At 65.1% G+C, this 21,075-nt stretch carries 22 protein-coding genes; 11 read left to right on the top strand and 11 right to left on the bottom strand.

Annotated elements, in window-relative coordinates; all coding sequences use genetic code 11:
• Nucleotides 1–61: 61 nt before the first annotated feature.
• Nucleotides 62–979 carry a DMT family transporter gene (locus tag Q9316_RS01190; protein WP_306033445.1) on the bottom strand — a complete coding sequence of 306 codons (918 nt, stop codon included), beginning with the start codon at nucleotides 977–979 and terminating at the stop codon, nucleotides 62–64.
• 103 nt (nucleotides 980–1,082) lie between these two features.
• Here Q9316_RS01190 and Q9316_RS01185 point away from each other — a divergent pair, with 103 nt between their 5' ends.
• Both Q9316_RS01185 and Q9316_RS01180 read left to right on the top strand, forming a co-directional pair.
• Nucleotides 1,083–1,778 (top strand): pyrimidine 5'-nucleotidase, encoded by a 696-nt coding sequence (locus Q9316_RS01185; protein ID WP_306033444.1) that lies wholly within the window; start codon nucleotides 1,083–1,085, stop codon nucleotides 1,776–1,778.
• A gap of 135 nt (nucleotides 1,779–1,913) precedes the next feature.
• Nucleotides 1,914–2,867, top strand: a complete 954-nt coding sequence (locus tag Q9316_RS01180; protein ID WP_306033443.1) for an EF-hand domain-containing protein — start codon at nucleotides 1,914–1,916, stop codon at nucleotides 2,865–2,867.
• 234 nt (nucleotides 2,868–3,101) lie between these two features.
• Here Q9316_RS01180 and Q9316_RS01175 read toward each other — a convergent pair whose 3' ends face one another.
• Nucleotides 3,102–3,995, bottom strand: coding sequence for an LOG family protein (locus Q9316_RS01175; protein ID WP_306033442.1), 894 nt, complete (start codon nucleotides 3,993–3,995; stop codon nucleotides 3,102–3,104).
• Between the two features lie 175 nt (nucleotides 3,996–4,170).
• Between Q9316_RS01175 and dapD the strand changes: the two genes are divergently transcribed.
• The 4 genes from dapD to Q9316_RS01155 all read left to right on the top strand — a co-directional run bounded on the left by dapD (nucleotide 4,171) and on the right by Q9316_RS01155 (nucleotide 7,285).
• Nucleotides 4,171–5,028, top strand: coding sequence for a 2,3,4,5-tetrahydropyridine-2,6-dicarboxylate N-succinyltransferase (gene dapD / locus Q9316_RS01170; protein ID WP_306033441.1), 858 nt, complete (start codon nucleotides 4,171–4,173; stop codon nucleotides 5,026–5,028).
• A 3-nt stretch (nucleotides 5,029–5,031) separates the two neighbouring features.
• Nucleotides 5,032–5,418 (top strand): DUF805 domain-containing protein, encoded by a 387-nt coding sequence (locus tag Q9316_RS01165; protein WP_306033440.1) that lies wholly within the window; start codon nucleotides 5,032–5,034, stop codon nucleotides 5,416–5,418.
• Nucleotides 5,419–5,508: 90 nt separating this feature from the next.
• The gene (dapE, locus tag Q9316_RS01160) at nucleotides 5,509–6,702 is read left to right on the top strand and encodes a succinyl-diaminopimelate desuccinylase (protein WP_306033439.1); all 1,194 of its coding nucleotides are present in this window, start codon (nucleotides 5,509–5,511) and stop codon (nucleotides 6,700–6,702) included.
• On the top strand, nucleotides 6,689–7,285 hold the full coding sequence (locus tag Q9316_RS01155; protein WP_306033438.1) for a hypothetical protein: 597 nt from the start codon (nucleotides 6,689–6,691) through the stop codon (nucleotides 7,283–7,285). Before dapE ends, Q9316_RS01155 begins: the two co-directional genes overlap by 14 nt.
• A 13-nt stretch (nucleotides 7,286–7,298) precedes the next feature.
• On the opposite strand, the gene truA is transcribed toward Q9316_RS01155, so the two are convergent.
• Genes truA through def form a run of 3 tightly spaced genes read right to left on the bottom strand, consistent with a single transcriptional unit; the run spans nucleotide 7,299 to nucleotide 9,551 of the window.
• On the bottom strand, nucleotides 7,299–8,042 hold the full coding sequence (gene truA / locus Q9316_RS01150) for a tRNA pseudouridine(38-40) synthase TruA (RefSeq protein WP_306033437.1): 744 nt from the start codon (nucleotides 8,040–8,042) through the stop codon (nucleotides 7,299–7,301).
• Entirely contained in the window at nucleotides 8,042–8,986 is a 945-nt protein-coding gene (gene fmt / locus Q9316_RS01145) for a methionyl-tRNA formyltransferase (protein ID WP_306033436.1), read from the bottom strand. Before fmt ends, truA begins: the two co-directional genes overlap by 1 nt.
• 40 nt (nucleotides 8,987–9,026) lie before the next feature.
• Nucleotides 9,027–9,551, bottom strand: coding sequence for a peptide deformylase (def, locus tag Q9316_RS01140; RefSeq protein WP_306033435.1), 525 nt, complete (start codon nucleotides 9,549–9,551; stop codon nucleotides 9,027–9,029).
• 112 nt (nucleotides 9,552–9,663) lie between these two features.
• Here def and Q9316_RS01135 point away from each other — a divergent pair, with 112 nt between their 5' ends.
• The 3 genes from Q9316_RS01135 to Q9316_RS01125 all read left to right on the top strand — a co-directional run bounded on the left by Q9316_RS01135 (nucleotide 9,664) and on the right by Q9316_RS01125 (nucleotide 14,398).
• On the top strand, nucleotides 9,664–10,857 hold the full coding sequence (locus Q9316_RS01135; RefSeq protein ID WP_306033434.1) for a DNA recombination protein RmuC: 1,194 nt from the start codon (nucleotides 9,664–9,666) through the stop codon (nucleotides 10,855–10,857).
• A 44-nt stretch (nucleotides 10,858–10,901) separates the two neighbouring features.
• Nucleotides 10,902–11,801: a ribokinase gene (locus Q9316_RS01130; RefSeq protein WP_306033433.1), complete on the top strand. Its 900-nt coding sequence runs from the start codon at nucleotides 10,902–10,904 to the stop codon at nucleotides 11,799–11,801.
• A gap of 263 nt (nucleotides 11,802–12,064) precedes the next feature.
• The gene (locus Q9316_RS01125; RefSeq protein ID WP_306033432.1) at nucleotides 12,065–14,398 is read left to right on the top strand and encodes a methyl-accepting chemotaxis protein; all 2,334 of its coding nucleotides are present in this window, start codon (nucleotides 12,065–12,067) and stop codon (nucleotides 14,396–14,398) included.
• Between the two features lie 60 nt (nucleotides 14,399–14,458).
• Here Q9316_RS01125 and Q9316_RS01120 read toward each other — a convergent pair whose 3' ends face one another.
• Nucleotides 14,459–14,818 (bottom strand): hypothetical protein, encoded by a 360-nt coding sequence (locus Q9316_RS01120; protein ID WP_306033431.1) that lies wholly within the window; start codon nucleotides 14,816–14,818, stop codon nucleotides 14,459–14,461.
• On the bottom strand, nucleotides 14,818–15,759 hold the full coding sequence (locus tag Q9316_RS01115) for a nucleoside hydrolase (RefSeq protein ID WP_306033430.1): 942 nt from the start codon (nucleotides 15,757–15,759) through the stop codon (nucleotides 14,818–14,820). The genes Q9316_RS01120 and Q9316_RS01115 overlap by 1 nt, the downstream gene beginning before the upstream one ends.
• Before the next feature lie 183 nt (nucleotides 15,760–15,942).
• On the opposite strand from Q9316_RS01115, the gene Q9316_RS01110 reads away from it, so the two are divergent.
• Nucleotides 15,943–16,365: an Hsp20 family protein gene (locus tag Q9316_RS01110; protein ID WP_306033429.1), complete on the top strand. Its 423-nt coding sequence runs from the start codon at nucleotides 15,943–15,945 to the stop codon at nucleotides 16,363–16,365.
• Between the two features lie 132 nt (nucleotides 16,366–16,497).
• A complete protein-coding gene (locus Q9316_RS01105; protein WP_306033428.1) occupies nucleotides 16,498–16,755 on the top strand; it encodes a DUF1150 family protein in 258 nt (85 codons plus the stop codon).
• A 21-nt stretch (nucleotides 16,756–16,776) separates the two neighbouring features.
• Here Q9316_RS01105 and trmB read toward each other — a convergent pair whose 3' ends face one another.
• From trmB to lnt, 4 genes are all read right to left on the bottom strand, one after another.
• Complete coding sequence (gene trmB, locus Q9316_RS01100) at nucleotides 16,777–17,478, bottom strand: tRNA (guanosine(46)-N7)-methyltransferase TrmB (RefSeq protein WP_306033427.1); 702 nt, start codon at nucleotides 17,476–17,478, stop codon at nucleotides 16,777–16,779.
• A gap of 7 nt (nucleotides 17,479–17,485) precedes the next feature.
• Complete coding sequence (gene metK / locus Q9316_RS01095) at nucleotides 17,486–18,724, bottom strand: methionine adenosyltransferase (RefSeq protein WP_306033426.1); 1,239 nt, start codon at nucleotides 18,722–18,724, stop codon at nucleotides 17,486–17,488.
• A gap of 196 nt (nucleotides 18,725–18,920) precedes the next feature.
• Nucleotides 18,921–19,340, bottom strand: coding sequence for a helix-turn-helix domain-containing protein (locus Q9316_RS01090; RefSeq protein ID WP_306033425.1), 420 nt, complete (start codon nucleotides 19,338–19,340; stop codon nucleotides 18,921–18,923).
• A 145-nt stretch (nucleotides 19,341–19,485) separates the two neighbouring features.
• Nucleotides 19,486–21,069: an apolipoprotein N-acyltransferase gene (gene lnt / locus Q9316_RS01085; protein WP_306033424.1), complete on the bottom strand. Its 1,584-nt coding sequence runs from the start codon at nucleotides 21,067–21,069 to the stop codon at nucleotides 19,486–19,488.
• Between the last annotated feature and the right edge of the window lie 6 nt (nucleotides 21,070–21,075).

The raw sequence follows: 21,075 nt of genomic DNA, 5'->3' as shown, positions 1-21,075 counted from the left end.
CCCTTGTGCAGTGCTTGGAAGGCCCGCAAACTAGCGTGGCGGGCCGCGATGGTAAAGGCGCTCAGCCGTAGAAGAGCAGCGCGAGAACCCCCACGACAATGAGCGCGCAGCCGAGGATTTCCAGCCGGTTGATGCGCTCCTTGAAGATGAAGACCGTGGAGGCGAAGGTGAACAGCATCTCCACCTGCGCCAGCGCCTTGACGACGGCCGCCTGCTGCAAGGTCATCGCCATGAACCATCCGAAGGAGGCCGTCGCCCCGACGAAACCGACCAGCAGCGCCGGCCGCCAGGCCGCCACGATGCGCGGCAGCTCGGCCCGTTCGCGCGCAAGGATCCAGCCGAACATCAGCACGGTCTGCAGGATGATGACGAAGACCAGCGTGTAGCTCGCCTGCATCGCATAGTCAGGCGCCGGCAGGCTGGGCGCGAGCGCCAGCGAGGCGGAGCGATAGGCAACGGCGGAAACGCCGAAGAAGGTGCCGGAGAGGAGGCCGATGCCGGCCGTGCGCGTCAGAACCGAGGTGAAGAGCGAGCGCACAGAGACGACGCTGCGGGCGACGGAGATCACCATAACGCCGACGACCGAGATGGCGATGGCGACCAGCGTGCCGGCGGAGGCCCGCTCGCCGAGGAAGACGAGGCCGAACAGCGCGGCCTGCGCCGGCTCGGTGCGCGAATAGGCCGTGCCGACCGCGAAATTACGGAAAGAGAAGAGGTGGACGAGCAGGAAGGTCGCCGCGATCTGCGCGACGCCGCCGACGACCGCCCAGAAGAAGAACGTGCCGTTCGGCGCCGGCATCGGCCGGGCAAACACGAAGACGAGGAGCGCCATGTAGATCAGCGCGAAGGGCATGCCGAAGCCGAAGCGCACGAAGGTGGCGCCCGTCGTGCCCATGCGGCCCTTCAGGTGTTTCTGCATGGCGGAGCGGACGTTCTGCAGGAAGGCCGCGGTGATGGTGATGAGGACCCAGGTTTCCATGCGAAGCCCGCTAGCATGCGGCCGGCGCCAAATCCATCGCCCGGCCAGCCCCACGCGGAAAATTCCGTTTCCCTCGGCAATCGCTCGTGTCATAAGACGGCCCATGAGCGATCTTCCGAACAAAGCCGACTTTTCCCATGTGCGTGACTGGGTCTTCGACCTCGACAACACGCTGTATCCGCATCACATCGATCTCTTCGCCCAGATCGACAAGAACATGACGGCTTATGTCTCCGCCCTGCTTGGCCTTTCGCGCGAGGAGGCGCGGGCCTTGCAGAAGCAATACTATTTCGACCACGGCACCACGCTGAACGGCCTGATGATCCACCACAAGATCGACCCGGCGGACTTCCTGGAGAAGGCGCATGCCATCGACTACAACGTGCTGTCGCCCGACCTTTCGCTCGGCGAGGCGATCCAGGCGCTGCCGGGCCGCAAGTTCATCTTCACCAATGGCAGCGTCAAGCATGCCGAGATGGCGGCGAAGGCGCTCGGCATCTTCGACCATTTCGACGACGTCTTCGACATCGTGGCAGCCGAGTATGTGCCGAAGCCCGCCGGCGCGACCTATGACAAGTTCATGGCGCTGCACCGGGTCGACACGAACCATGCCGTGATGTTCGAGGACCTGCCGCGCAACCTCGTCGTGCCGAAGGCGCTCGGCATGAAGACGGTGCTCCTGACCCCGCTGGACGAGAACCACGAATTCGTCGATGCCTGGGAAAAGCGCACCGACGAGGACAAGCACATCGACTACATGACGTCGAACCTCACGGCCTTCCTGAACGCGCTCCTCTAGGCAACAGCGACACAATCAGGACACGGAAAAAGCCCTTTTCCGTCAAAAGGTTGAATTACCAATTTGTAACTGGTGCAAGCCGGCGTTCCCCCTATCCTGCCCTTCAAGGGACGATGATGGATGAAAGGAACGACCATGGCTAAAAAGGAACTTCTTCTCGGCGCCGTTGCCGCCGGCCTTCTTCTCTCGGGTGCGGCCTCGCCCGCATTCGCCGCCAAGGGCGAAGGCAAGCACCACCAGCGCCACGCCGCGATAATCGAGCGCCTCGACGCCGACAAGAACGGCAAGGTCTCGCTCGACGAGTTCAAGACGAACGTCTCCGCCACCTTCAAGACCTTCGACGCTGACGGCAATGGCGCGGTGACGAAGGACGAAGTGAAGGCGCGCCAGGCTGCCCTGAAGGACGCCCGCAAGGCGGTTCGCGAGGCGGCGGACGCCGACAAGGACAAGGCCCGCGAGGCGCTGCGCGCTGCCGGCCCCTTCTGGCTGCCCGGCGCCGGCAAGATGTTCGACCGGGCCGACACCGACAAGAACGGCACGCTCGATGAGGCCGAAGTGCTCGCCTCGGCCGAAACAATCTTCCAGCGCCGCGACAGCAACAAGGACGGCGCCCTCGACACGGCCGATGCCCGTCCCGGCAAGGGCAAGGGCCATCACGGGAAGGGCGGCGAAGAGCGCGCCGAGCGCATGCTGAAGCGCCTCGACACCGACAAGGACGGCAAGATCTCGCAGGCCGAGATGCTGGCGCGCGCCACGCAGACCTTCCAGCGCGTCGATGCGGACAAGAACGGCGAGGTGACCAAAGCGGAGGTCGATGCGAAGCGTGAAGCCTTCCGCGATGCCCGCAAGGCCTTCCGTGCGGTGAAGGCGAGCGAAGGCGAAGCACGGGACGCCGCCCGCGCGGCACTGCGCAATGCGCGGATGGACCGCATGGGCAGCCGCATGTTCGAGCGGGCCGATGCCGACAAGAACGGCACGCTGACCAAGGCGGAGATGGAAACCGCCGCGGCCGACATGTTCAAGAAGCGCGACCGCAACGGCGACGGCTTTATCACCGCCGACGAAATCGGCAAGCGTCACAAGAAATAACATCTCCTCGCAGCACGTCCGACTGAACGCCCCGGTTTTCCGGGGCGTCTTTTGTGTGACGCAAGCTCTCCTCCCCGCCGTCACCCCGGACCCGATCCGGGGTCCAGCCACCGCGCGTCCGCGCGGTGAAAGAACTCTCCGCATCTGGCAGGGTTGTCTTTTGCGCTCACGGACGTGAGCGGCTGGATGCCGGAGCAAGTCCGGCATGACGGAGGAAAGGGTTGGCAGGTCCCGTCAGCCGTGCGCCGCCACCGCCTGCTCCGCTTCCAGATTCTCGTAGAATTTGACGATGATGTCCCAGGCCTCGTCGGCCGTTTCGACGAATTGCATCAGATCGACATCGCCCGGCGCGATCGTGCCGAAGGCGGCGAGCGCGTCGAAGTCGATGATCTTGTGCCAGAATTTCTTGCCGAACAGGATGAGCGGCACCAGGGCCATGCGCCCGGTCTGCATCAGCGTCACCGTCTCGAACAGCTCGTCCAGCGTGCCGAAACCGCCCGGGAAGACCGTGACGGCCTTGGCGCGCAGCAGGAAGTGCATCTTGCGGATCGCGAAATAATGGAAGTTGAAGCTTAGCTCCGGCGTCACATAGGGGTTCGGCGCCTGCTCGTGCGGCAGCACGATGTTGAGGCCGATCGACGGCGCGCCGACATCGGCCGCCCCGCGATTGCCCGCTTCCATGACGCCCGGGCCGCCGCCGGTGACGACGACATATTCCTTGTGGCCGAGTTCGGCCGACTTTTCCGAGCACATGCGGGCGAACTTGCGCGCTTCCTCGTAGTAGATCGAAGCGGCCTCCAGATTGGCACGCTGCGTCTCGTTGCGCGCGGCCCATGCGTCCGCGCCGGGCGCGGGAATGCGCGCCCCGCCGAACATGACCACGGTCGACTTGATGCCGCGCTCGGCGAGCATCATCTCGACCTTCAGCAATTCGAGCTGGAGGCGTACGGGGCGCAGTTCCTCGCGGCAGAGGAAATCGTCGTCGACATAGGCAAGCCTATAGGCGGGGCTAGCCGATTGCGGCGTCTGCGGCACCACCGCGGCGCGGTGCTTGTCCTGCGCGCTGTCTGCCAGCGGATCCCAGACGCCGTCCTTGCGGCGCAAGCTCTTCTTCTTCAATCTCGCCATGTCACTTTCCTGCTTTCGCGTCTCACGGGATTACCATTTCGCCCGTGCGACAGTATCTGCCGGAAAGGGGCTTCATCTTTTCCGGCACTTGCTCTAGAGCATTTTGCTGATTGATGAAATCGACCTTCCGGCATCCCGACAATCGAAAATAAGCGTCGAAGTTTAAGGAATTCCGATGAACACGTCCAACCTGTCCGCATTGTCCGCAACCATCGAGCGCGCCTTCGAGGAACGCGATGGCGTCAACACCTCCACGCGCGGCGAAGTGCGCGATGCGGTCGAGACCGCGCTGAACCTGCTCGATAGCGGCAAGGTCCGCGTCGCCGAGCGCGGCGAGGATGGCAACTGGACGGTCAACCAGTGGCTCAAGAAGGCCGTCCTTCTGTCTTTCCGCCTCAACCCGATGGAAATCGTCAAGGGCGGCCCCGGTGCGTCCTCCTGGTGGGACAAGGTGCCCTCCAAGTTCGACGGCTGGAGCGTTAACGAATTCGAGAAGGCCGGCTTCCGCGCCGTGCCGAACTGCGTGGTGCGCCGCTCGGCCTATATCGCGCCGAACGCCATCCTGATGCCTTCCTTCGTCAATCTCGGCGCCTATGTCGGCGAGGGCACGATGGTCGACACCTGGGCGACGGTCGGCTCCTGCGCGCAGATCGGCAAGCATGTGCATCTGTCGGGCGGCGTCGGCATCGGCGGCGTGCTGGAGCCGATGCAGGCCGGCCCGACCATCATCGAGGACAATTGCTTCATCGGCGCCCGTTCGGAAGTCGTCGAGGGCTGCATCGTGCGCGAGGGCTCCGTGCTCGGCATGGGCGTCTTCATCGGCAAGTCGACCAAGATCGTCGACCGCGCGACCGGCGAAGTGACCTATGGCGAAGTGCCGCCCTATTCCGTCGTCGTCGCCGGCTCTATGCCCTCCGACAAGACCATGCCCAACGGCCTGCCGGCCCCGGGGCTCTACTGCGCCGTCATCGTCAAGCGCGTCGATGCACAGACCCGCTCGAAGACCGGCATCAACGAACTCCTGCGGGACTGAGCCATGGCAGCCGTCGAGGAGCAGAGGCCGAGCCTCGCATGGCTCTTCTTCGGCTGGTCCGGCCGCGTGAGCCGTGCGCCCTTCGCGCTCGGCTGGGGTTTCTGGCTCATGCTGCTTTCGGCCTCGCTCACCCGCATCGTCATCGTGCCGAAGGAAGATCCTTCCTTCCTCTTCTGGTCCTTCGTCTTCGTCGGCGTGGGCATCGTCTCGACGATCTCCTCCATCATGCTGACGGTGAAGCGGCTGCACGACATGAACCTGCCGGTGCCGCTGATCATCTGCCTCTTCATCCCCGCCATCTCCTTCTTCGCGCTTTTCGCCTTCATGGTCTGGCCGGGCACGAACGGCGCGAACGATTACGGGCGCTATCCCAATCGTCCCAAAGACTGACAACGGCGCGCTTTGGCCGCGCGTGACAGGTCCCGAGCGATCGGATACATCTCGATTCTCCCTTTCCTCTCGTGTCGTGACCGCATGCCCATGACCTCTTCCGATCCGATCGAAAATCTCAGGACGCTCATCCGCTGCCCCTCCGTGACGCCGGCCGAAGGCGGCGCGCTGACGGCGCTTGCCGCCATGCTGGCGCCGCTGGGCTTCACGGTGGAGCGCATGGTGGCGCGCGAGCCTGGCATGCCCGACATCGAGAACCTCTATGCCCGCATCGGCAGCGAGGGTCCGCACCTGATGTTCGCCGGCCATACGGATGTCGTGCCCGTCGGCGACGAGGCGGCTTGGACCCATGCGCCCTTCGGCGCCGAGATCGCGAACGGCGAGATGTTCGGCCGCGGCGCGGTGGACATGAAGGGCGGCATCGCCTGCTTCGTCGCCGCCGTCGCCCGCCAGATCGCGAAGAACGGCCCGCCGAAGGGCTCCCTCTCCTTCCTCATCACCGGCGACGAGGAAGGCCCGGCCGTCAACGGCACGGTCAAGCTGCTGCAATGGGCCGCCGAGAAGGGCGAGCGCTGGGATGCCTGCCTCGTCGGCGAGCCGACCAATCCGGATCAGCTCGGCGACATGATCAAGATCGGCCGGCGCGGCTCCGTGTCCGGCACGCTCACCGTGCACGGCGTGCAGGGCCATGCCGCCTATCCGCACCTTGCCGACAATGCGGTGCGCGGCGTCATCGCCCTCACCGACGCGCTGATGCACCCGCCCTTCGACGCCGGTACGGAAAGCTTCCAGCCATCGAACCTCGAAGTGACGACGATCGACGTCGGCAATCCCGCGACCAATGTCGTGCCGGCGCGGGCGACCGCCCGCTTCAACATCCGCTTCAACGACACCTGGACGGCGGAAACCGTGATGGCGGAGATCGTGCGCCGGCTCGATGCGGCTGCGAGCGACGGGACGCTGCGGCCGGGACGCGAACCCGTCCGCTACGATCTTACCTGGGCCGAGCGGCCGAGCCATGTCTTCCTGACGCGCAACAACCAGCTGATCGCCTCGCTGTCGAGCGCCATCGAGGCCGCCATCGGCCGGGCGCCGAAACTGTCGACGACCGGCGGCACGTCCGATGCGCGCTATATCAAGGACTATTGCCCGGTGGTGGAATTCGGCCTCGTCGGCCAGACCATGCACATGGTGGACGAGCGGGTCGCCGTCGCCGACCTCGAGACGCTCACCGTGATCTACGGGACCTTCATCGAACGCTGGTTCGGCGATGCCGGGGCTTGACGAGGTCCTCTACTACCTCACCGGCATCTACCTGCTCTTGAAACAGAAGCAGGAGGGGTTCGGCTGGCTGGACCTGACGCTGCGCGGGCTCACCCGCTCCTTCTGGGCCTTCGTCTGGTGCCTGCCGGCCTTTGCCGTCATCTGGGCGTCCTGGCGGCTCTACTATCTCGCCAGCATGCCGGCGGAAACGCCGACCGGCCTCGTCTTCTTCATCAAGCTGCTGGTCGTCGACATCGCCGGCTGGCTGCTGCCGCTCGTGCTGCTCGCCGCGCTGGCGCGCCCGCTCGGCTATGGCAAGTATCTTGCGACCGTGGTGACGGCCAGCAACTGGATCGCCGTGCCCTTCGCCTATGCGGCGGCCATTCCCTTCGCGCTGACGCTGGTGCTGCCGACGAGCGCGCCCTTTGCCGGCCTGCTGCTCTACGCGGTCTTCGGCGCGAGCGTCGTGCTGCAGTTCCGCCTCGTCTGGATGTGCGTCGGCAAGCAGACGCTGCTGGCGGCGGCCATGACGGCGGTCTTCGTGCTGCCGCCGATGATCGTCGGGCAGGAATTGCAGCGCCTCCTCGGCACGCTGCCCGGCTGATTGCCGGAAACGCTCAGTAATCCACGGCCATGAAATAGAGCCCGTCCGGCGGCGCCACCGGACCGCAGGCCTTGCGGTCGCGCGCTTCGAGCGCGGCCCGCACGTCGTCCACCGTCCACTTGCCCTCGCCCGCCAGCTTCAGCGTGCCCGCGAAGGAGCGGATCTGGTTGTGCAGGAAGCTCTGCGCGGAGACACGCATCTCGATAAGCTCCCCGCTGCGCGTGACCTCCAGCCGGTCGATGGTGCGCACCGGGCTGTTGGCCTGGCACTGGGCGGCGCGGAACGTCGTGAAGTCGTGCCGGCCGACCAGCATCTGGCCAGCCGCGTGCATGGCCGCGTGGTCCAGCTCCTTGGCGACGAACCAGGCGCGGTTCGCTTCCAGCGCCAGCGGCGCGCGGCGCGAGATGATGCGATAGAGGTAGTGCCGCTTCACCGCCGAAAAGCGGGCGTCGAAATCGTCGGGCACTTCAGCCGCGTCGAGGATCGCCACGCGCTCGCCGGCCATGCCGAGATGGGCGTTGAGCGCGTTGCGGAGCGTGTGCCCCGCCCAGATGCGCGACAGGTCCGCATGGGCGACCTGCCCCATGGCGTGCACGCCGGAATCCGTCCGCCCCGCGCCGCGGATCGACACGGTCTCGCCGGTCAGGGAAAGGATCACCGCCTCGATGGCGCCCTGCACGGAATGGCCGTTGTCCTGCCGCTGCCAGCCGACATAGGGCGTGCCGTCATATTCGATGCGCAGGCGGTAGCGCGGCATCAGGCGAGGACCTCGCCGGCAGGAACCGGCGTGCCGCGCAGGAAGTCCGCCGCATCGAGCGGCTTGCCGCCGGCCTTCTGCAGGCGCACGAGCCGCACCGCCGCACCATCGCCGCAGGCGACGGTCAGCCGGCCGTCGAGCACCGTTCCGGCGGGTTTTGCGGTGGTCTCGCTGGAGCGTTCGCTGGCCAGCACCTTGACGCGTTCGGGCTTGCCGGCGACGGAAAGCTCGAACCAGGCGCCGGGGAACGGCGAGAGGCCACGAATATGGTTGTGCACGTCGCCGGCAGGGCGGGAGAAGTCGATGCGTGTTTCGGCCTTGTCGATCTTGGCGGCGTAGAGCACGCCCCCCTCGGCCTGCGGCGTCAGCGGAAGATCGCCGGCCTCGAGCTTTGCCATGGCCTCGGCCATCAGCCCGCCGCCGGCCTGCATCAGCACATCGTGCAGTTCACCGGCGGTCATCGTGTCGCTTATCGCCACGCGGCGGGTGAGCGCGACCAGTCCGGTATCGAGACCCTTGTCCATCTTCATGACCATCATGCCGGTCTCGGTGTCGCCGGCCATGATCGCGCGCTGGATGGGCGCCGCGCCGCGCCAGCGCGGCAGCAGCGAGGCATGGCCGTTGTAGCAGCCGAGCCGCGTGCCGGTGAGGATCGCTTCGGGAAGCAGCAGGCCATAGGCGACGACGACGGCGACGTCCGCATTCAGCGCACGGAACGCCGCGCGATCGGCTTCCTCGCGGAAATTGACCGGCGTGCGGACGGGGATGCCACGCTTCTCCGCGGCTTGCTGAACCGGCGACTTGACCAGTTCGAGGCCGCGGCGGCCGGCCGGGCGCGGCGGCTGGGAATAGACGGCGACGATCTCGTGGCCAGCGCTGGCAAGCGCTTCCAGCGTCGGAACGGAGAAATCCGGCGTGCCCATGAAGATGATGCGAAGGGCCATCGGTCAGCCTCCGTAGGGATGGGAGACGGCGGTTGCCGCCTCAGAGCGCCTTGCTGCCGCGCAGCTTGGCCGCCTTGGTGAACTTGCGGATCACCATTTCGCGCTTCAGCTTGGAAATATGGTCGATGAACAGCACACCGTTGAGGTGGTCGATCTCGTGCTGGAGGCAGGTCGCCAGCAGGCCGTCGGCCTCCGTCAGCCGTTCCTTGCCGTCACGGTCGAGATGCTTGACGGTGATCGCTGCCGGGCGCTCGACCTCGGCATAATAATCCGGGATCGACAGGCAGCCTTCCTCGTACACCGAGCGGGCATCCGACGTGCTGACGACCTCCGGGTTGATGAAGACGAGCGGCGCCTTGTCCTCGCCGTCCTTCGACACGTCCAGCACCAGCATACGGCGCGCAACGCCGATCTGGATGGCGGCAAGGCCGATGCCCGGCGCATCGTACATGGTCTCCAGCATGTCATCGGCGAGCTTCTTCACCTCGCTGTCGATGGTCTCGATGGGCTTCGAGACCTCGCGGAGGATCGGATCGGGAAGGATAATCAGCGGCTTGATGGTCATGCGCCTCCCTTAGCGTGGTTTTTTTGGGCTTTCAATCGGCTTCACCAGCCCTTCACTTCATTTGTTCACGTTATGATCTGGTTTCCGTCGCAATCCGTGTTATGGTCGCGGCATGATCGACCCCACTTTCGATACCCTGCTCCTGACCTTCCTCGCCCGGCTCGGCGGCCCCGGCCCGGCGCTGCTCCTCTTTGTCGTCACGCTTCTCGCCGTCTTCGGCTTCGTCTCTGCCCGCCGCAGCCATGCCCGCCAGCGTGAAGCCGCGGCGATCGCGGAGTTGCGCTTTGCCGAGCTACTGAGGGCGCAGACCGAGATGCAGGGACGCGTCGGGGCGATGGCGGAGGTCTTCGGCGCAAAACAATCCGAGACGAACCAGGCGATCAATGCGCGGCTCGACGGCCTGACGCAGCGCCTCGGCCAGTCGATCTCCGAGCAGACGCGCGCGACCCACGAGAATCTCAGGCGCTTGCAGGAACGGCTTGCCGTCATCGACACGGCGCAGACCAACATCCAGTCGCTGGCCAAGGACGTGGTCGGCTTGCAGGCGATCCTCTCCAACAAGCAGACGCGCGGCGCCTTTGGCCAATCGCGCATGGAGACGATCATCGCCGATGCACTGCCGCACGGCGCTTACCAGTTCCAGGCGCAGCTTTCCAACGGCGTGCGCCCCGATTGCACGATCCGCATGCCGAATGGTCAGCCGCCGCTCGTCGTCGACGCCAAGTTCCCGCTGGAGGCATGGAACGCCATGTCGGACGGGCGCCCGCCGGAGGCGGTAAAAATCGCCGCCCAGCAGTTCCGCCGCGACATGGAGACCCATATCCGGGATATTTCCGAAAAATACCTGCTGGCGGGAGAAACGCAGGACACGGCCTTCCTCTTCGTGCCCTCGGAATCGATCTTCGCCAGCATCCACGAGAATTTCGAGGGCGTCGTGCAGCGCGCGCATCGGGCGCGCATCGTCATCGTCTCGCCCTCGCTGCTCATGCTCTCCGTGCAGGTGCTCCAGGCGCTCCTCAAGGACCAGCGCATGCGCGAGCAGGCGCATGTCATCCAGGGCGAGGTCGCACGGCTGATGGACGATTTGACGCGGCTCGACGACCGGGTGCGCAAGCTGCACGGCCATTTTACCTCGGCGCAGAAGGATGTGGACCTCATCCTCACCTCGACGGAAAAGCTGGCGCGCCGGGGCGCGCGCATCGGAGAGCTTGAATTCGAAAGCGTTTCCGAGCTTTCCCAGCCGGTGGAGAAGACCGTCGAGAGCAGAACGGGAGCATTGCGGCTGAGGGTAGTTGACGAGGACTGACCGCCTCGGGCAGTGTCCGGCGGAAACGACAAGGGGCAGCTCTCATGATCACCGTCTTCGGTTCCATCAACATGGACCTCATCGCAACGCCGGAACGCCTGCCGAAGCCGGGCGAGACGGTGATGGGCAGCAGCTTCACCACCGCCGCCGGCGGCAAGGGCGCCAACCAGGCGCTTGCCGCCCGCCGCGCCGGCTCCATCGTGCGCATGGCCGGCGCCGTCGGCGACGACCGGCTGGGAAGCCAGGCGCTGGCGCTGCTCGCCGATGCCGCGGTAGACCTCAACGGCGTGCGCTCCGCCGCCGAGGCGACGGGCACGGCGCATATCCTCGTCGACGACGAGGGCGAGAACGTCATCGTCGTGGTGCCGGGCGCCAACGGCACCGTCGCGGAGGAAGATGCCAGGCGCACGGTCGGCGGCATGTCGCGCGGCGACTACCTGATGCTGCAGTTCGAGATCCCCAACGCCGCCATCGAGGCGGCGCTTGTCGCGGCCAAGCAGAAGGGCGTCACCTCGATTGTCAACATCGCCCCCTTCAGCGCCGACGCCCGGCGGCTCGGCGCCATGGCGGACGTGCTCGTCGCCAACGAGACGGAGTTCGACCTCTTCGTCGGCAAGGGCGAGCTTTCCGACGAGGCGCGCGAAACCACCATGCGCGCGCTCCACGCCGCAAGCGGCCAGACGATCATCGTGACGCTCGGCGCCGACGGCGTGATCGCCATCCGCAAGAACGAGATCTTCCGCGCCGCCGGCCTCGTCATCGAGCCGGTCGATACGGTCGGCGCGGGCGACACGTTCTGCGGCTATCTCGCCGCCTCGCTTGATGCCGGCCTCGGCTTCAAGGACGCCCTGCGCCGCGCGGCCGTCGCCGGCTCGCTCGCCTGCCTCAAGCCGGGCGCGCAGCCCTCCATCCCGTTTGCCGCCGCCGTCGACGCGGAAGTCTGAACGGCTCGGGCTGGAAGGTGCATCGGGCGTCGCATGGTTCGCGACGCCTGAAAATCAGCCGGTTGCGCCAAGAAGCGGCAACGAAACTTGGCTATTTATTAATGTTTTATCGGTTACTGAAGTCCTCAGACACCGCACCTTGAACAGGCGCGGTCCGTCTCTGGCGCTGGTCGCGCGCCCCGACCTCCATGATGGAGACCCCCGCAAACGAATGTGCCCCTTCGCGGCCATCCGCCGCGGGCGTCTCTCATCGTGAGGATTTCATGTTCAAGTTCCAGGCCAAGTCGCTCGCGACGAAGCTCATCGCGGTTACCGGCGGCACGATCGCCCTGGTGATGCTCGCCTCCAATACCGTTCTGATCGACCAGACGCAGAGCCGCGTGTCCGATCTCGTCTATACGCAGGCCGACACCGAGGCCAAGGCGATCGCCGCCGACATCGCCGCCGATATCGGCGCGCTGGCCGGCGCGGCGCGCGCCATGGGCGGCGTCATCGAGCAGGGCCATGCGGCCGGCTTCATGGACCGCAAGGCCGTCGTCAGTATCCTGAAGGCGAACACGGAAAAGAACAGCTTCGCGCTGGGTAGCTGGTTTGCGGAAGAGCCCAACGCCTTCGACGGCCAGTCGCGCGGCATGGCCGAGCAACTGGAAACCGGCACGTTCAAGGACGGCTCGTTCAACCCCTACTGGACGAAGCGCAAGGACGGCACGATCACGCTGTCGACCTTCGAATCCGACTACAAGGCCGAGTGGTATGCGCTGGCCGCCAAGAGCGGCAAGGGTGCCATGAGCTCGCCCTATCAGGAAACTTCCACCGGCGAGAACCTGACGATGGCCTCCATCGCCTATCCGGTCAACGTGAACGGCAAGATGATCGGCGTCACCGGCGCCGACGTCTCCCTGAAGACGCTCTATGACAAGCTGAGCCAGCTTCGGCCGTTCGGCGAAGGCCGTGTCATGCTGCTCTCGCAGACCGGCAAGTGGATCGTCGGGCCGAACGTCGACCTGCTTATGAAGGAATACGATTCGACGGGCGTCGAAGTGGTGAAGGAAGCGCTTGCCACCGGCAAGGTCGGCCATATCAAGAACCTGTCCTTCGATGAGTTCGCCGCCTTCGACCGCGTCGTCTACCCGTTCGCGCTGCCGGATATCAACACGACCTGGGCCGTCCTCGTCGACGTGCCGCGCGCGGCGATCAATGCGCCCGTCCAGGACCAGACCTATATGATGATCGCAGGCGGCCTGATCGTGCTCGCCACCGTGCTGGCAGGCCTCTACTTTGCCGTCCGCTTCTTCGTGCAGAAGCCGCTTGCCGGTCTCGTCAACGATGTCGCCACGCTCGGCAACGGCGTCTACACCCAGCCGATCGCCGGCCAGGACCGCTCTGACGAGACCGGTTCGGTCGCGAAAGCCCTGGAAGGCTTCCGTCACCGGCTCGCCGATACCAAGCGCCTAGAAGCCGAAGCCGACAGCCAGCGCCAGATGACGGAAGCCGAGCGCGGCCGCTCCGAAGCCGAACGGGCCGAATCGAGCGCGCTCCAGCGCGATATCGTCGCCCGGCTCGGCGACGGCCTTGCGCAGCTTTCCTCGGGCAACCTGACCTTCCGTCTCTCCGGCGATTTCCCAGGCGAATACGGCAAGCTCAAGACCGACTTCAACTCGGCGATCGCCAGCCTCGAAGAGACGATCCAGACGGTCAACGCCTCGGTCGGCAATATCGGCGGCGGCACCGGCGAGATCTCCAGGGGCGCGGCCGACCTGTCGCACCGTACCGAGCAGCAGGCCGCAAGCCTGGAAGAAACCGCAGCCGCGCTCGACCAGCTCACCTCGCAGGTCAATTCGAGCGCCGAGAACGCCCGCGTCGCCGCCAAGTCGGTGGAAACCGCCAGCAACGACGCCAGCAAGTCCGGCGAAGTGGTGCAGAAGGCAATCGACGCGATGCGCGGCATCGAGCATTCTTCGGGCGAAATCTCCAACATCATCGGCGTCATCGACGAAATCGCCTTCCAGACCAACCTGCTCGCTCTTAACGCCGGTGTCGAAGCCGCCCGCGCCGGCGAAGCCGGCAAGGGTTTCGCAGTCGTCGCCCAGGAAGTGCGAGAGCTTGCCCAGCGCTCGGCCAAGGCCGCCAAGGAAATCAAGGCGCTGATCAACACGTCCGAGGTGCAGGTGCGCGAAGGCGTGGATCTCGTCGGCAAGGCCGGCAGCGCGCTGGAAAACATCGCCGACCAGGTCATCCAGATCAACGGCCTGATCCGCCAGATTTCCGGCTCGGCCTCCGAACAGGCCGTCGGCCTCAAGGAGATCAACTCGGCCGTCAACCAGATGGACCAGGTGACGCAGCAGAACGCCGCGATGGTGGAGGAAACCACCGCCGCCTCGATGGCGCTGAACGACGAGGCCCAGACGCTGAAGTCGCTCGTCGCCCGCTTCCGCGCCGGCGCGGCCGCAATGGCCGCCCAGCCGGTGCAGCACACGGCCCGCCAGCAGGCCCAGCCGCAACGCGCCGCCTATCAGGCGCCGCGCACGACGGCCCGCGCCATGCCGCAGGTCGCCGGCAATACGGCGCTCGCGCAGGACGACTGGGAAGAGTTCTGAGCATCGCGCGAGACAAGCAGAAAGGCCGGCGTCACTGCCGGCCTTTCTGTTTTCTCAGAGTTATTTCGGCTCCGTCGGCTGCGCCTGCAGCCGCCCGCGGGAGCGCGACCGGGTGGCGCTCGCCAGCCGTTGCGACGCTTCCTTCAGCTCCAGTTCCGAAAAGAGGCCCTGATATTCGGGGCGCAACATCAGCGCTTCCATGGAGAGCTCCGCCTTGCCGGCATCGAGCAGCCGTTCAAGGCCGGTCGTTCCCTGCTTGAAGACGAGCTCGCGGGCCGCGGCGACGCCGCCGTTGAGAAGCACGAAGCGCCGCAGCAAAACGGGGCGGAAGCCGAGTTCGGCAAAGCGGTCGTAGAGGCCCACCATCTCCTTGTGGAAACGGCCCTCTGCACCCGGTGCGGCGTTGCGGTGCCCGCGCATCACAGGCGGCCGACGCGTTCGGCAAGCAGCGCGAAGAAACCGTCCGCATCGATATCCTTCATGACGCGCGCATTGTGCTTGCGGCCGGTGACCTGCCACCAGTCGACGACCGTCATGCCGACGGTGAGCGGCGAGGCGGTCTCGACCTCGACGTTGCAGTCGCGGCCGGAGAAAAGCTCCGGTTTCAGGAGATAGGCAATGACCGTCGGATCGTGCAGCGGGCCGCCATCGGAACCGTATTTTTCCAGGTCGAAGCGCTCGAAGAATTCCAGCATCTCGACAAGGGCGATGGCCGGGCGGCTGCCGATCGCGCGCAGCTTCGCAACACGGCTCTTCAGCGTCAGCACCTTATGGGTGACGTCGAGCGGCATCATGACGATCGGGATGCCCGACCGGAAGACGGCGGCGGCCGCCTCGGGATCTACATAGATGTTGAACTCGGCGGCCGGTGTGATGTTGCCGCCCTCGAAGAAGCCGCCGCCCATCATGACCAGTTCGCGCACGCGGCCGGCGATCTCGGGCGCCTTCTCAAGCGCAAGCGCGATGTTCGTCAGCGGTCCGAGCGTGCAGAGCGTCACCGTACCGGAAGGCTCGCGCTTCAGCGTCTCGATGATGAAATCGACAGCGTGCTGCGCCTGCAGCGGCATTTCTGGCTCGTGCAGTTCCGGCCCGTCGAGGCCCGTCTTGCCATGCACATGCTCGGCGGTCACCAGCGGGCGGGCGATGGGCCTGTCGGCGCCGGCAAACACCTTCACATCCGGCCGGGAGCAGAACTCCAGGATGATGCGGGCATTGGTGGAGGTGCGCGAAAGCGGCACGTTGCCGGCGACCGTCGTGATACCGAGAATGTCGAGTTCGGGGCTGCCGAGCGCCAGCATGATCGCGGCGGCATCGTCCTGGCCGGGATCCGTGTCGATGATGATTTTCCGTGGCTCAGACATGCCGTTCGTGTTCCTCTGAATCTCTTCGTCCTCAATCCCGCTTCGCGGGCGAAGCGGCGACTATATTTGCCGGATCGCCTTTCGCAAGCGTCTTGCGCCTTGGATCGGCAATCACCATATTGCAGCCATCGGGATGCCGAGGTCGGGTCCCGCCAAAGTCGCTTGAAAGCCAAGGACTAGACGATGACACGCATGACCCCTTTCACGAGCCCGCTGCTGCTCGGTTTCGACGCCATGGAAAAGACCCTCGAGCGTATCGCCAAGGGCAACGATGGCTATCCTCCGTACAACATCGAGCGGCTGAGGCCGAACGGCGCGCCCGAGCGCCTGCGCATCACGCTCGCCGTCGCCGGCTTTTCCGACGAGGAGTTGGACGTGACGACGGAGGAGAACCAGCTCGTCATTCGCGGCCGCCAGGTCGATAGCGGCGAGCGGGACTATCTTTACCGGGGCATCGCTGCCCGCCAGTTCCAGCGCACCTTCGTGCTTGCCGACGGCATGCGCGTCCAGGGCGCCGAACTCAAGAACGGCCTTCTCGCGGTCGATCTCGTGCGGCCCGAGCCGCAGCGAATGGTAAAGAAAATTAATATTTCCGTATCAGACTAGGTCATGAGCCGTTCCTGCGGGAACACCTGCCGGACCGTCTCGAGCGTAACCTGATCGCCTGACGTACCGATGGGCCATGGTGGCCATGGGCGTCCGGTGGCCGGCCCTGCCGGCATTGCCATGGAGGCAAAGATGGGACTGAAAACCGCAACCACCACCGTTTCGAAGGCAGACCTTGCGCATCTGGGCGCAGGCGAAGTCGGCTATATCCGCAAGATGAAGGCAGACGAAGTCTCGCGCGTCTTCCCGGAAGCCCCCGAGATCGACCCGAGCCTTGATCTGTGGGCCCTGTTCGGTGCCGACGGCACGCCGATCCTCCTGACCGACAATCGTTCCAGCACCTTCTATAAAGCCGCCGAAGACGAACTGCGCACGGTCAGCCTGCACTGATGCCCAAGATGCCGCTTTCCGTCAGAGCCGGCGGAAGGTGAGATAGGCCGACTTGCGGCCCTCGCGCTTGGCCTTTGCCTCGTAGCGCGTGCCCGGCCAGCCGGCAAACGGCGTCAGCCAATCGACCGCGTTTTCCGCGGTCCACACGAAAGCGGGATGAGCCCCGCAGTGCATAAGCGTCCAGTTGACATAGGTGTCGATATCGGACGCGAAGCAGAAGAGCCCGCCCGGCTTCAGCACCCGGGCAAAACGGTCCAGGTTGACCCTGGAGACGAACCGCCTCTTCCAGTGCTTCTTCTTCGGCCACGGATCCGGATAGAGCAGGTCGATCTGATCGATCGAAGCCGCCGGAAGCCAGTCCAGCAGCTCCGTCGCATCGTCATCGTAAAGCCGGATATTCTTCGCGCCCTTCTCCTCGACGCTGCCGATGAGCTTCGCCATGGAATTGACGAAGGGCTCGACGCCGATGAAGCCGGTGTCCGGCGTTTCCGTCGCGCGATGGATGAGGTGCTCCCCGCCGCCAAAGCCGATTTCGAGCCGGATGCGGGCGGGCGGGAAGCCATAGAGGGAGGCGATGTCCGCCGGAGCCGGGGTCGACAGATCGACCTTCAGCGCCGGCAGCACCGTTTCAAGATGCTGCGCCTGCCGCTCCCGCAACGGTTTGCCCTTGCGGCGGCCGAAGAAGGCTTCGCTCGCGCGGCTGCGGCGCTCTGCATCGGTCATGTCAGCCTCAGTTCTTCAATGCGTCCTTGAGAGCCTTGACGAGGTCGAGGCGCTCCCAGGAGAAGGAACCGTCGCGGCCGGACTTGCGGCCGAAGTGGCCATAGGCGGCCGTCTTGGCATAGATCGGCTTGTTGAGGTCGAGATGGCGGCGGATGCCCGACGGCGACAGGTCCATGACCTTGCGCAGCGCGGCCTCGACCTGGTCTTCGCTCACCTTGCCCGTGCCGTGCAGGTCGACATAGACCGACAGCGGCTGGGCGACGCCGATGGCGTAGGAAAGCTGGATCGTGCAGCGATCGGCAAGGCCGGCCGCGACGACGTTCTTGGCGAGGTAGCGGGCGGCATAGGCGGCAGAGCGGTCCACCTTGGTCGTGTCCTTGCCGGAGAAGGCGCCACCGCCGTGCGGGGCCGCGCCGCCATAGGTGTCGACGATGATCTTGCGGCCGGTAAGGCCGGCGTCGCCGTCCGGACCGCCGATGACGAATTTTCCGGTCGGATTGATGTACCACGAGCAATCGTCGGCGATCTTGAGATCACCCAGCGCCTCGCGGATATAGGGCTCGACGACCTGGCGCACCTTCTTGGAGTCCCAGCTCGCATCCAGATGCTGCGTGGAGAGCACGATCGAGGCGACGTCGGCGGGCTTGCCGTCGACATAGCGCACGGTCACCTGGCTCTTGGCATCGGGACCGAGCTTGGCAGCCTCGCCCTCGCCCTTCTTGCGGGCATCGGCGAGAAGCTGAAGGATGCGGTGCGAATAATAGAGCGGGGCCGGCATGAGCTCGGACGTCTCGCGGCACGCATAACCGAACATGATGCCCTGGTCGCCGGCGCCTTCGTCGCCCTGCTTGTCGGCGGCATTGTCGACGCCCTGGGCGATATCGGCGGACTGGGAGTGCAGCAGCACATCGATCTTCGCCGTCTTCCAGTGGAAGCCGTCCTGCTCGTAACCGATGTCGCGGATCGCCTTGCGGGCGGCAGCCTTGAACTTGGAAGGGTTGATGACGTCGTTGCCGTCCTTGTCCTTTTTCAACAGGGTCGGCGGCAGGCGCACTTCACCGGCAATCACGACTCGGTTCGTCGTCGCCAGCGTCTCGCAAGCGATGCGGACCGACCACGGGTCGACCTTCGACTTTACGGCTTCGCGGTAGACAAGATCGACGATTTCGTCGGAAACACGGTCGCAAACCTTGTCCGGATGGCCTTCGGCAACGGATTCGCTGGTGAAGAGGTAGCTATTGCGCATGCGGGAATTCCCCTCAAAGAAAATGGACACGCCGTTGTTATTCAACTCGCAATACGATGACAAGCACACAAGGACATAAGAATATCTTTATGTCTCTTGTGTGCCGGCAATTTACCACGACTGTCGCACTGAAGTTACAAATTCCATAAAAAACGGCCCCGAAGGGCCGCTTTATGTCCGTACCGGGGAAGACCGATCACTCGGTCTCGGCTTCGGCGGCCAGCGCCTTCACCAGGTCGACGAGCTTGCGGCGTACCTTGGGATCGCCGATCTTCACGAAGGCGCGGTTGAGCTGCAGGCCTTCGGAGGAGGAAAGGAAATCGACGACGTAATTGGAGCTCGATGCCTCGGCAAGACCGGCCTGGGCGTCCGCCTGTTCACCCGGCGCATCCTCGAAGAAGAAGGAGACGGGTACGTTGAGAATGCTCGAAATGTTCTGCAGGCGGCTGGCGCCGACGCGGTTCGTGCCCTTCTCGTATTTCTGGATCTGCTGGAAGGTAATGCCGAGGCTTTCGCCCAGCTTTTCCTGGCTCATGCCGAGCATGGTCCTGCGAAGCCGGATCCGGCTGCCGACATGTATATCGATCGGATTCGGCTTCTTCTTGTTTTCCATCATCACTTTCGTCCTAACGCGGAATGGCCCCACCCACCGGCACCCTTAATAAAAACTTAACGTCACGTTGTATGCGCAAACTCTGAAGGTCTTCACAATACAGGAGAACGGCCGGCGGCGTGCACTATGCTATTTTAGGGGTTTTGGGTCAATTCACCCTGTTTCTAAAACCAATGCGCGAAATGCCCGCGACCGCAAGGAGCACGCCGAGAATGATCGGAAAGGCCCATTCCTGCCACTTCACCCACTCCTCGGGCGCACGCCTTCCCGGAAGAGTTGCATCCACGAAGCCCGCAATATCGTAAGCCAGGCCCGAAACCACCCTGCCCCGCGCATCGACGATGGCGGAAATACCGTTGTTGGCCGCGCGAATCAGTGGCGTGCCGCGCTCGACGGCGCGCAGGCGCGCCTGGAGGAAATGCTGGTAGGGGCCGGGTGTTTTGCCGAACCAGGCGTCGTTGGTGACATTGAGGAGGGCAGCCGCCCCCTCAGCCGCGGCGTTGATCTCCGACGGGAAGATCGCCTCGTAGCAGACCAGTGGATAGAAGCCCTTTCCGGCGGCATTCAGAGGCTGATGCTCGCGCGCCGCCGAAAACCCGCCCGGCATCGCGACCGGATCGACGCCGAGGCTTTCGAACAGGTCGGCGAAGGGCATGTATTCGCCGAACGGCACGAGATGCACCTTATCGGCGGCGGCGATGATCTGACCCTTGCCGTCGATCGCGTAGATCGAATTGTAGTAGCGCGGCGCCTTGCCGGAACCGGCGCTTTCCGTGCGCACCGCGCCGGCGATCAGCACCTGGTCGTCCTCCAGCACGTCGGCGATGCGCACGAGCGCATCCGGATTGTCGGTCAGGATGAAGGGGATGGAGGTTTCCGGCCAGACCACGATGTCCGGCCGCTTGCCGCCCGCCTCGGGTGCCGCCACGCTCAGCGAAAGGTGTCTTTCGAAAATCTCGGCGCGCGCGGAATCATCGAGCTTCATCGCCTGGTCGATCACCGGCTGGACGAGGCGGACGACGGTCGTGTCGTTATCAGGCGTCGGCGCGATGTTGAGCGCGTAGTAGCCGTAACCGACATGCGCGGCGAAGAGAACCGCCGCCAGCGTCAGGCCCGGACCGCGACCTCGCCGTGTTCCAAGCAATGCCGGCGCGGCGAAGACGAAGACCGCGAGCGCGTTCATGCCGGCGATGCCGACGATGCCGGAGGATTGCATGAGAAGCGGCACCGGCATGGCGCCGTAGCCGACGGCGTTCCAGGGAAAGCCGGTGAAGAGCGTGCCGCGCAGCCACTCACCGGCCCCGAAGGCGAGAGCGAGGGCGGCGATCCGGCCCACGCCATCCGACCAGAGCAGCTTGGCGAGCGCCGTGGCCAAGCCATAAAAGAGGGCAAGGAAGGCGGGCAGGCCGAACACGGCGAGCGGCAGCGCCCAGGCGAAAGCGTCGGCCTCGACGAGAAGCGCATTGCCGAGCCACCAGAGTCCGCCGACGAAATAGCCGAAACCGAAGAACCAGCCGATGCGGAAGGCCGGCGCGAGGCGCCGCAGGAAACCCGCCTCCGGGGCGGCGCTGGCCCCGTCGAGGAGCCAGACGAGGAGAGTGAAGGAAACGAATAGCGCCGCGAAGAAACCGAAGGGCGGCAGCGCCAGCACCCCGATCAGGCCCGCAAGAAATGCCACCAGCGCCCGTCTCGTTCCAGACAGGAGCATGACCGTGCCCGCAAGCCGCTCCATGCCGTC

This window comes from Shinella zoogloeoides (genome assembly GCF_030733845.1).
Taxonomy (GTDB): domain Bacteria; phylum Pseudomonadota; class Alphaproteobacteria; order Rhizobiales; family Rhizobiaceae; genus Shinella; species Shinella zoogloeoides_C.
Note: the sequence above shows the minus strand (reverse complement) of the source record. Positions and strands in the feature narration are given on the sequence as shown.